Source organism: Streptomyces sp. ID05-39B, from assembly GCF_033794725.1.
In the GTDB taxonomy this organism is placed as follows: domain Bacteria; phylum Actinomycetota; class Actinomycetes; order Streptomycetales; family Streptomycetaceae; genus Streptomyces; species Streptomyces bobili.
The window spans coordinates 1-9793 of the sequence record NZ_JARGEF010000280.1 but is presented as its reverse complement, the minus strand read 5'-3'; the positions used below and the strand labels follow the sequence as shown (position 1 = coordinate 9793).

The 9793-nt window shown below is 72.0% G+C and carries 9 protein-coding genes; 4 read left to right on the top strand and 5 right to left on the bottom strand.

Annotation, left to right across the window (positions count from 1 at the left end; translation table 11 throughout):
- Positions 1 to 722: ABC transporter permease (locus P1P75_RS35930; RefSeq protein ID WP_319263399.1), on the top strand; the 722-nt coding region annotated here is incomplete at its 5' end.
- A 129-nt stretch (positions 723 to 851) separates the two neighbouring features.
- On the opposite strand, the gene P1P75_RS35925 is transcribed toward P1P75_RS35930, so the two are convergent.
- Positions 852 to 1436 carry a flavin reductase family protein gene (locus P1P75_RS35925; protein ID WP_319263401.1) on the bottom strand — a complete coding sequence of 195 codons (585 nt, stop codon included), beginning with the start codon at positions 1434 to 1436 and terminating at the stop codon, positions 852 to 854.
- A gap of 85 nt (positions 1437 to 1521) precedes the next feature.
- Here P1P75_RS35925 and P1P75_RS35920 point away from each other — a divergent pair, with 85 nt between their 5' ends.
- Positions 1522 to 1749: a hypothetical protein gene (locus tag P1P75_RS35920; protein WP_319263398.1), complete on the top strand. Its 228-nt coding sequence runs from the start codon at positions 1522 to 1524 to the stop codon at positions 1747 to 1749.
- Positions 1750 to 1769: 20 nt separating this feature from the next.
- On the opposite strand, the gene P1P75_RS35915 is transcribed toward P1P75_RS35920, so the two are convergent.
- From P1P75_RS35915 to P1P75_RS35900, 4 genes are all read right to left on the bottom strand, one after another.
- Entirely contained in the window at positions 1770 to 2615 is an 846-nt protein-coding gene (locus tag P1P75_RS35915; RefSeq protein WP_319263396.1) for an enoyl-CoA hydratase-related protein, read from the bottom strand.
- 148 nt (positions 2616 to 2763) lie between these two features.
- Entirely contained in the window at positions 2764 to 4989 is a 2226-nt protein-coding gene (locus tag P1P75_RS35910; protein ID WP_319263394.1) for an acetate--CoA ligase family protein, read from the bottom strand.
- A gap of 302 nt (positions 4990 to 5291) precedes the next feature.
- Entirely contained in the window at positions 5292 to 6797 is a 1506-nt protein-coding gene (locus P1P75_RS35905) for an FAD-dependent oxidoreductase (RefSeq protein WP_319263392.1), read from the bottom strand.
- Positions 6798 to 7474: 677 nt separating this feature from the next.
- Positions 7475 to 8677, bottom strand: a complete 1203-nt coding sequence (locus P1P75_RS35900; protein ID WP_319263391.1) for an NAD(P)/FAD-dependent oxidoreductase — start codon at positions 8675 to 8677, stop codon at positions 7475 to 7477.
- Positions 8678 to 8969: 292 nt separating this feature from the next.
- Here P1P75_RS35900 and P1P75_RS35895 point away from each other — a divergent pair, with 292 nt between their 5' ends.
- Together P1P75_RS35895 and P1P75_RS35890 are read left to right on the top strand one after the other, a co-directional pair.
- Positions 8970 to 9422, top strand: a complete 453-nt coding sequence (locus P1P75_RS35895) for a DoxX family protein (RefSeq protein ID WP_319263390.1) — start codon at positions 8970 to 8972, stop codon at positions 9420 to 9422.
- A gap of 37 nt (positions 9423 to 9459) precedes the next feature.
- Positions 9460 to 9793, top strand: a 334-nt coding sequence (locus P1P75_RS35890; protein WP_319263389.1) for an OB-fold domain-containing protein, incomplete at its 3' end; no start/stop codon positions are given.

The window sequence follows — 9793 nt, the reverse complement described above, 5'->3', positions numbered from 1 at the left end:
GCTACCCGTCCCTCACCCTGAACCTGCTGCTCACGCCGATCATGATGCTGCTGCTCTTCGTCTACATCTTCGGTGGCGTGATGAGCGCCGGCATCGGCGACGGCACCGCCGACCGCTCCGAGTACATCGCCTACATCGTGCCGGGCATCCTCATGATGACCATCGGCAGCACCGTCATCGGCGCGGCGGTGTCCGTCTCCACCGACATGGCCGAGGGCGTCATCGCCCGCTTCCGCACCATGGCCATCCACCGCGGCTCGGTGATCATCGGGCATGTCGTCGGCAGCGTGCTCCAGGTGCTCGCCAGCCTGGTCCTGGTCGGGATCGTCGCCGTGGCCATCGGCTTCCGTTCCACCGACGCCACCGCCCTGGAATGGCTGGCCGCCTTCGTGCTCCTCGCCCTGTTCGCCCTGGCCCTCACCTGGATCGCCGTCGGTATGGGACTCGCCAGCCCCAACGCCGAGGCCGCCAGCAACATGGCCATGCCCCTGATCCTCCTGCCTCTCATCTCCAGCGCCTTCATCCCGGCCGACACCATGCCCGGCTGGTTCCAGCCCATCGCCGAGTACCAGCCCTTCACCCCCGCCATCGAGACGCTGCGCGGACTCCTCCTCGGCACCGAGATCGGCCACAACGGCTGGCTCGCCGTCGCCTGGTGCCTGGCGCTCTCCGCCCTCGGCTACTTCTGGTCGACGTCCCTGTTCAACCGCGACCCCAGGTAACCGACGCCCATGGCAACAGGCCCCCGCACCTCCCGCCCCAGGGCGGCGTACTCCGACACCGCGTCGGCTGCGCCGCCCTGCCGGCGTCCCCGGCCCCGCCGGCCCCGCCGGCCTGGACCACTTGGACCGCTAGAGGAACCGCCCCCGGTGGAACAGCAGCGGCGCCTCGTCCCCGGTGGCCGCTCCCAGGGCGTTCACCCGGCCTACGACGATGAGGTGGTCGCCGCCGGTGTGGACCGCGTGGATCGTGCAGTCGATCCAGGCGAGGGCCCCGATGAGGCGGGGGGCGCCCGAGACCGGAGCCGGGTCGTGGGCGACGCCCGCGAACTTGTCGGCGCCGCTGACGGCGAAGGCACGGCACAACTCGCGCTGGCCCGCGCCGAGGACGTTGACGCAGAAGACGCCCGCGGCGGCGATCCGCGGCCAGGTGGTGGACGTACGGCCGACCATGAAGGCGACCAGGGGTGGGTCGAGGGAGAGGGACGAGAAGGACTGGCAGGCGAAGCCGGCGGGGGATTCGCCCGGCGCGGCGGCCGGTGCTGTCACAACGGTCAGCCCTGTCGCGAAGTTGCCCAGGACCCGCCGGAACTCCTCCTGATCGACCGGCGCCCGCTCGTCCTCACGGACGCAGCGCAACTCCGGGGGTGGCAGCGGCTCGACCGGCCCCGCCCGAAGATGCCGGACGGCCACGGCCGCCGCGCCTGCGTGTCCCATCATGTTCCTCATTGAAACTGACGGGATGTCAGATAGGAAGGGGTGGGGGGTAGCGGGCGCTGCGGTGGGACGTACGCTCCGGCCCATGGGGTCGGGGGAGGCGCGGCGCAACGCCGGTCAGGGTGTGACGTACGCCGGTGCGGCGGCGGCAGGGGCGGCGGCGCAGCTTCCGGCGGTGTTCGTGCTGTCGTGGGTCCACGGGACGGCCGGCGACCAGTACGGCGACAGCTATGACGGGGAGATGCTGTTGCTGTTCGCCATCTTCGGTGACCTGGATGCGGGGGAGCTGCGCGTCCTGACGCGGGCCTTCTGACGGGGGTCTTCTGGACGCCGTCACCGGCCCCGGAACCGGGGCTCCCGTCGTTCCACGAAGCCGGAGACGCCCTCCCGGGCGTCCGCCGTGGTCATGTTGATCTCCTGGGCGGCGGCCTCGGCGGCGAAGGCGGTGGCGCGGTCGGTGTCGAGGGACGTGTTGACGAGGTGCTTGGTCAGGGCGAGGGCTCGGGTGGGGCCGGCGGCCAGGCGGTCGGCCCAGGCGCGTGCCGTCTTCGCCAACTCGTCGGCGGGCACCACGCGGTTGACCAGGCCGAGACGCTCGGCGTCCTGGGCCGTGAGCGCGTCGCCGAAGAACATCAGCTCCTTCGCACGCTGCGGGCCGAGGAGGCGGGGGAGAAGGTAGGCCCCGCCGCCGTCGGGGACGAGTCCACGGCGGACGAACACCTCGATGAACCGGGCCGGTTCGGCGGCCAGGACGAGATCGCAGGCGAGGGCGAGATGCGCGCCGAGGCCGGCCGCCGTGCCGTTCACCGCGGCGATCACCGGCTTCTCGCAGTCGAGGACGGCGGCGATCAGGCGCTGTGCGCCGAGGCGGAGGGTGCGGGCGACGTCGCCGGGGATCCGCTCGCCCGTCGCTCCGCCGCCCCGCAGGTCCGCGCCGGCGCAGAAACCGCGGCCCGTTCCGGTCAGGACGACCGCCCTCACCGCCGGGTCCGCGGAGGCCTCAGAAAAAAGTTGAATCAGGCGTTCGCGCAGGTCAGGGGTGATGGCGTTGAGAGATTCGGGGCGGTTGAGGGTGAAGGTCGAGACGTGATTGTCAGTGGCGTGCCGTACCAATGACTCAACGGAATTTTCCGGCTTGTCGGTCAATGGCGACGTACGGGGGTAATCGGGCATGTTCATCTCATTCCGCTCGTTGGCAGAGGCAGCGGCACCGGTGGCAGCGGTAGCAGCAGCACCAGTAGTCGCAGCAGCGATGGCGGTAGCCGCAGCGGTGGTATCGGCGGTGGTATCGGTGGGGGTGTGGGCGGCATCGGTACGCGGTCGGGGCTCAGCGGCACACCGCCAGCGCGTCCAGCGCCACCGCCCCCTGCCCCCACGGCAGGACCACCAGGGGGTTGATGTCGAGTTCCGCGAGGTCGTCGCCCAGCTCCAGTGCCATGCGCTGCACCCGCAGGACGACCTCGACCAGCGCGTCCAGGTCCGCCGGTGGGCGCCCCCTGACCCCGTCCAGCAGGGGCCGCCCGCGCAGTTCGGCGAGCATGTCGCGGGCCTGCTCCTCCCCGAAGGGCGGCACCCGTACGGCCACGTCCCGCAGGACCTCCACCAGGACCCCGCCAAGACCGACCGTCACCGTCGGCCCGAACAGCTCGTCGTGCGTGACGCCCACGACCATCTCCACGCCCTGCCCGACCATCTGGCACACCAGGACGCCGTCCAGGTCGACGCCCTCGTAGCGGGCGATGTCGGTCAGCTCGCGGTAGGCGTCGCGGACCTGGCTCGCGGAGGTGAGGCCGACCTTGACCAGGCCCAGTTCGGTCTTGTGGGCGATGCGCTCGCCGGACGCCTTCATCACCACCGGGTAGCCGACCAGTCCGGCCGCCCGCACGGCCGCCGCCGCGCTGGTCACCAACTGCTCGCGCGGCACCCGGATCCCGTACGCCCGCAGCAACTGCTTGGCCGCGTGCTCGCTCAGCTGCTGGCCCGGTCGCATCAGCATCTTCGCCTTGCGGCTGGACGGCGACAGGGTGCGGGGGGCCTCGTCGAAGGGGGAGCGGTAGGCCGCCGCGAACCGGTGGTGGCCGAGGTAGGCGCGCACGGCGGTCAGGCAGTTGCCGACCGTGCGGAAGGTCGCCACGCGGGAGGAGCCGAGGAGTACGTCCCGGTACGCGGGCTCGGTGCCGACCGGCGACCCCCACACCACGCACACCAGTTTGTCCGTCCGCTCGGCGGCGTCCACCAGGTCCCGCACGAGCCGGTCGCTCAGCGGGGGGAACGGGCCGGTGATCGGACAGATCAGGACGCCCACCTCCGGGTCGTCCAGAAGGGCGTCGATGATCTTCCGGCCGCGCCGGTCACCGACGGGATGGCCGCCGTTGTCGACCGGGTTGGCGACGTTCAGGTACTCGGGTATCCACTGGTGCAGCTCGGCCTGCCGTGCCGCGGACAGCTCGGGGAGCCGCAGTCCGGCCGCCGTCGCCAGGTCGGCGACATGCGCGCCGGTGCCGCCCGAGATCGCGTACACCACGACCCCCTCCGCGCGCGGCGGCCTGGCGCGCGCCAGCAGGGCAGCCGTGTCCTGGAGTTCGTCGAGTCCGTCGACGCGGATCACGCCGTACTGGCGCATCGCGGCGTCCACGACCTCGTCCGCGCCGGTCAGCTTGCCGGTGTGGGTGGCGGCGGTGCGGGCGCCGGCCTCGGTGCGGCCGACCTTGACGGCGACGACCGGAACCCCGCGGCGGGCGGCCCGGTCGGCGGCGAGCAGAAAGGCCCGGCCGTCCTTGAGTCCCTCGACGTAACAGGCGATCGCGCCGACCTCGGGGCGTTCGGCGAAGTAGGAGAGGAAGTCGGCGGTCTCCAGGTCGGCCTCGTTGCCGGTCGGCGCCCAGTGGGAGAGGCGGATGCCGAGTTCCTGGAGGGCGAACACCGGGCGGCCCTGGTGGCCGGACTGGGTGATCAGCGCGATCGCGGGCCCTTCGAGATCGTCCCGGAAGTGCTCGAAGGCGTTGAGGTTGGTGTTGGGCCCCAGCAGCCGCATTCCGGAGCGGGCCACGGCCGCCGCGAGCCGTTCCTGGGCCGCGGCGCCCTGGGTGCCGGTCTCCGCGAAGCCGGAGGCGAAGGCGACGGCGAACTTCACCTTCGCCTCGGCGAGTTCCTCGATCACCGGCAGCGGGTCGGCGACCAGCAGCACGGCCAGGTCGACCTGCTCGGGCAGGTCGGCGACGGACGGGCAGCAGGGGATGCCGAAGACTGCGGTGCGGGTGGGGTGCACCGGGTGCAGCCGCGCACCCACCCGCTCGGCCCAGCCCACCAGTTGGCGTGTGACACCGGTGTTCGGGCGTCCTTCGGCGTCCGAGGCGCCGATCACGGCGACCGAGCCGGGCCGGAAGAACCGGTCGAGGTCGGGGACCTCGGCATACAGCGGGCGCCCGCTGACGTCCCGGTCTCCCGCATCGGCGGGCCGGCCGTGGACGGCGGGCCCGGGTCGCTCGTCGCAGGCGAGAACCCGGGCCCGGCGGGAGTCGGTGGTGAGGGTGCCGTGGGTTGATCCAAGCATCGGTCCGCCCCGCTCCTCTGTGACTGACTGATAGCTGACGCCCTGTCAGATTACAGAACTGACGGGATGTCAGGAATGGTCGTGCACGGAGGATGTGCGGCCGAGCCGGAGTTGGGCGGACAGGGGGCGCAGGAGTGGGACGGTGGAGGAGCGGGGCCGGGCGACGACCGCCGGACACCGGGCGTGTCGATGCCCACCGGACGCCGGGCGATGCCCACCGGACCGGTGGCCGGTCGGCGTCCGGCCGGCCGGAGTCGGCCGGGGTCGGCCGGTGAGCGGCCACGGATCGGGCCGGCCGGTGACTACAGCTCCGCCAGCACCTCCTTCGCCACCCGCTCGCCCGAGCGCACGGCGCCGTCCATGAAGCCCATCCAGTGGATGGAGGTCTCGGTACCGGCCCAGTGGATGCCGCCCACGGGCGCGCGCAGGGCGGGACCGTACTGGGTCAGGACGCCCGGTGCGGCGATGGAGACGGGCCCGCCGCGGGTGTAGGCCTCGTTGTTCCAGCGCTGGAGGACGAAGGAGGTGGGGGTCTTGGCCCGGTCGTCGAAGTAGGTGGCGAAGTCCGCGAGGACGGCCGCCTTCACGGTGTCGGCCGGGGCCGCGTCCAGTGCGCGCATCTTGTCGGCCTCGATGAAGCCCATCAGCGCGCCGTAGGAGGCGTCGGGCGGGGAGTTGTCGAAGGTGGAGCTGACCGCCCCGGTGTCGCTGACGACCTGGCCGTTGAGGCCGTCGGCCCGCCAGAAAGGGGTGTCGTAGATGGCGATCGCCTTGCCGACCGAGGCCATGGGCAGGCGCTGGGTCAGCTGGTCCCGGCCGGCCGGGAGGAGGGGATCGTAGGAGATGCGGGCGGCGAGCGGCGGAGGTACGGCGACGACGACGCGCTTGGCGGTGACGGTGACGCCGTCGGCCGTCACGACGTACGAGCTGCCGGACCGGGTGATCGTGCGCACGGGGGCGTTCAGCACGACGCGGTCGCCGAGGGTGGCGGCCAGCTTGATCGGCACCAGCTGGGAGCCGCCGACGAAGCGTAGTTCCTGGGCGCCGTTCGCGGTCTCGGTGAGGCGTTCCAGGGTGCCGGGGGTCTGCTCGTTGCCGGCGGCGGCGATGTAGAAGAGGACGAAGAGGAGGGAGAGTTCGCGGGGTTCGGCCGAGAAGATCGAGGTGCAGGCCACGTCGAGGAGGAACTTGGCCGACGGGATCACGGCGTTGGCCCGCAGCCAGGACTCGAAGGTCTGCCGGTCCCACTCGGCGGCCTTGGCGGCCGTCCACGGGGCGTCTACCGGCACCTGCTTGGCCATGTCGTCCAGCGAGGCCTGCACGATCGCCGCGTTGGCGAGCCCGGCCGCGTCGACCGGCGGGACCGAGCCGAGCAGCCCGTCGGTGGCGTAGGCGGACTTCTTGCCGTCCTTGTAGAGCAGGTTCTTGCCGGTGTTGTAGGTGGCGAAGGTCGCCACGCCCAGGGAGTCGGCGAGCGCCTTGATGCGGTCCTGGGTGGGGCCGATGAACTCGCCGCCGCCCTCGGTGACCCCGCCGTTCGGGAGGGTCAGGCCGAGGACCCGGCCGCCGACCCGGTCCCGGGCCTCCAGGACGGCCACGGTCCGTCCGGCCGCCACGAGATCGCGCGCCGCGGTGAGTCCGGCGAGGCCGCCGCCGACGATCACGACGTCCACGGTCCGCGAGGCCGCGGCGGCCGCCGCGGAGGCGGTCCCCGTGGCGGTCGCGGTCAGGGTGCCGGCCCCGGCGAGGGCGGCCGTACCGCCGAGCAGGGAGCGGCGGGAGAGGGGGAGCTGTCTTCCACGTGCCACGTGCGTCCTCCGTCGTGCTTCGAGCGCTGCGAGAGCGAGAAGGGTGGATGGGAGCGGGTGAGCCTAAAAGGTGAACAGGGCTCACATTCTGCGGGTGAGTGGGGTGACGGGACAACGTTCCGGGCGGAGAGGAGTGAGTAACTGAGCTGATATTTGCGGCTGTTGAAGCTCAGGTTCGGCTCAGAAGCGACGCATAGGGGTTGTATCGGTCAGGTGCGCTGACGTGATCGCCTCACCGGAGGGAGGGCTCGGCCGGCTCTCGGCGACAGAGGGGGACTTGTCTCGCGTGCGTTCCGACTCGCGGTGCTGCTTCTGCCGACCGCCGTCGTGCTGCTGGGGGTGACCGCCTGCTCGGCCACCGCCCCCCGTCGATCAGCCGTCCGAACTGGTCGGCACCAAGACGCTCGCCGTCCGCCGGCCTGACGGGCGGGCGAGGTGACGACAGTGCGGAACCAGATGGACGTCTCGGACGTGGAGGGCGAGGGGGAACAGCAACAGGAACAGGAACCGGGGGTGTACTCGGGCCCGGCCGCCCTGCCGTACTTTCCGTCCTCAGCCAGGACACCGCCGCCGGTCGCACGGTGACCTCACGGGTTCCCTCCCCCTGACAGTGCACGGCGAGGGTCGGCGCGTCGCCCTTCTTCCCCGCCCCGACCGGACCGTGCGACCGCCCCGCGTCACACCCTGACGGACCGTCCCAGCTCGCGGCGTACCGCCTTGGCGATGCGGTCCGCGTCGAGGGACAGTTCGCGGAGGGTGCCGCTGATGGGAGTGGTGAAGCCGGTGAAGTAGAGGCCGGGGGCGGTGGCCGGGGTACGGGGCCCGTGGGCGGTGGGTCTGCCTCGGGGGTCCAGGACGTCGAGGTGGCCGACCAGGTCTTCCAGGGCACGGAGGTAGCCGGTGGCGGCGATGACGGCGTCGGGCTGCACGCGGGTGCCGTCGGCGAGGACGACCTTGCCGTCCTCGAAACCGTCCACGGCGGCCACGATCTCCACCTTCCCCTTGCGTACCGCGTCGATCAGGCCGACGTCCTGCACCGGGATCGCCCCTTCGTGGACGCGGGTGTAGAGCCCGGTGTCGGGTCGCGGCAGCCCCTGCGCCGACAGGTCCGGCAGGCTCACCTTGGCGAGCACCCGGGAGATCCGGTCGACGAGCCCGACGGGCAGCCGCCGTACGAGGATGCCGCTGTACTGGGCGGGCCAGCCCGCGGTGGAGCGGCGCACGATGTGCGGGACGGTGCGCACGGCCAGCCGTACCCGCCCGGCGCCGCACTCCACGAGGTCGACGGCTATCTCGGCACCGGTGTTGCCGACGCCGACGACGAGGACGTCCCGGCCGGCGTAAGGGGTGCCGTTGCGGTAGGCAAAGGCGTGGGTCAGCTCGCCGGTGAAGGTGTCGCGGCCGGGCCAGTCGGGGAGGGCCGGGGTGTGGTTGTAGCCGGTGGCGACGACGACCGCCGCGCCGGTCAGCTCGCGTCCACCGGAGGCGTGCAGCAGCCAGCCGGTGCCGTCGGGGGTCCGTTCGACGCGGGAGACCTCGACACCGGTGACGACCTCCAACTGGTGGTGCTCGGCGTACTTCTCCAGGTACCGCACCATGTCGTCGCGGGCCACCCACCGTCCGAAGCGGCGCGGCATCGGCAGTCCGGGCAGGGCCGAGCGGCGCCGGGTGGTGTGCAGGTGCAGCCGGTCGTAGTGGCGCCGCCAGGACGCGCCGACCCGGTCGGACTTCTCCACGACGACGGCACGTATCCCCTGGGTGCGCAGCGCGTACGCGGTGGCGAGGCCGCCGGGGCCGCCGCCGATGACGTAGACCGGCCGGTCGGCCGCGTTCGCGGCGGTGATCGTAGAGGGGTGGGGCGTCGGTGCGGAGTCTTCCATGAGCGCGAGCGTAATCATGCGCGCCATTGATGGGTCTCGGTCAAGACCGGAATTGGTTGCGGATCGATCACGCCTGTACGGGGGGTGTGTGCGGTCGGTGACGTAGGTCACCTGGTTGTGGACTGGTTGTGGACAGGATGAGACGGGCCCGGTCGTGGACGTAAGCCCGGCCGTGGGACCGGTCTGGCCTTGGTCGTGGACGTGCCGCGACGCCCCGGTCCGGTCCGGTCCGGTCCGGGGCGTGCCGCTCACGGTCTTCCCGCTCCATCCGATCTGACGTACCGTCAGATGCATGGACACGATCTGGCTCACCGGCGCGCAATGGCTGGCCGTGCTGCGGATCGGGCTCGGCCTGTGGTGGCTGGAGAGCTGGCGGCACAAGGACAGGAAGGGCTGGTTCGAGCGCGGTACCGGCATCGCGTGGGCGGCGGACATCGCGGCCAAGCACCGCTTCAGCGCCGTACGCTCCGGCTTCGAGGCGGTGGTGGCACCGAGGCCGCGCGCGATGGCGTACGTCGTCGTGTACGCGGAACTGGCGCTGGGCCTGGGCCTCGTGGCCGGGTTCCTCACGCCGATCGCCCTGGTGGGCGGCCTGCTGCTGAACCTCCTCTACTTCACCCTCATGATCCACGACTGGGCCGAGCAGGGGCAGAACGCGATGATGGCGCTGATCTCGGTGGTCGCACTGTTCGGGATGGCCTGGCAGAGCTGGTCGCTGGACGGCGCGCTGGGGTGGTTCGGGTGAGGTGTTCTGACGCGATGGTTCTGATGGGGTGCCTCCGGTGACCTCGCGGTACGACCTCCCGGAGACCGATGCCTTCACGCGCGCGTACTGGGAGGCGGCGGCCGAGGGCCGGCTCCTGATCCGGCGTTGCGGGGCGTGCGGGCGGGCCCACCACTACCCGCGGGAGTTCTGCCCGCGTTGCTGGAGCGAGGACGTGCGCTGGGAGGAGGCGAGCGGCCGGGCGAGCCTCTACACCTGGTCGGTCGTCCACCGCAACGACCTGCCGCCCTTCGGCGAGCGGACGCCGTACGTCGCCGCCGTCGTCGACCTCGCGGAGGGCCCGCGGATGGCGACGGAACTGGTGGGGGAGGGTGAGCCGCGGGCCCTCCGCG

Coding starts and splice junctions, on each gene's coding strand:
- P1P75_RS35925 (WP_319263401.1), bottom strand. CDS start 1,436: ATGGGACACGCAGGCGCGGCGGCCGTGGCCGTCCGGCATCTTCGGGCG.
- P1P75_RS35915 (WP_319263396.1), bottom strand. CDS start 2,615: ATGAACATGCCCGATTACCCCCGTACGTCGCCATTGACCGACAAGCCG.
- P1P75_RS35920 (WP_319263398.1), top strand. CDS start 1,522: ATGGGGTCGGGGGAGGCGCGGCGCAACGCCGGTCAGGGTGTGACGTAC.
- P1P75_RS35910 (WP_319263394.1), bottom strand. CDS start 4,989: ATGCTTGGATCAACCCACGGCACCCTCACCACCGACTCCCGCCGGGCC.
- P1P75_RS35900 (WP_319263391.1), bottom strand. CDS start 8,677: ATGGAAGACTCCGCACCGACGCCCCACCCCTCTACGATCACCGCCGCG.
- P1P75_RS35895 (WP_319263390.1), top strand. CDS start 8,970: ATGGACACGATCTGGCTCACCGGCGCGCAATGGCTGGCCGTGCTGCGG.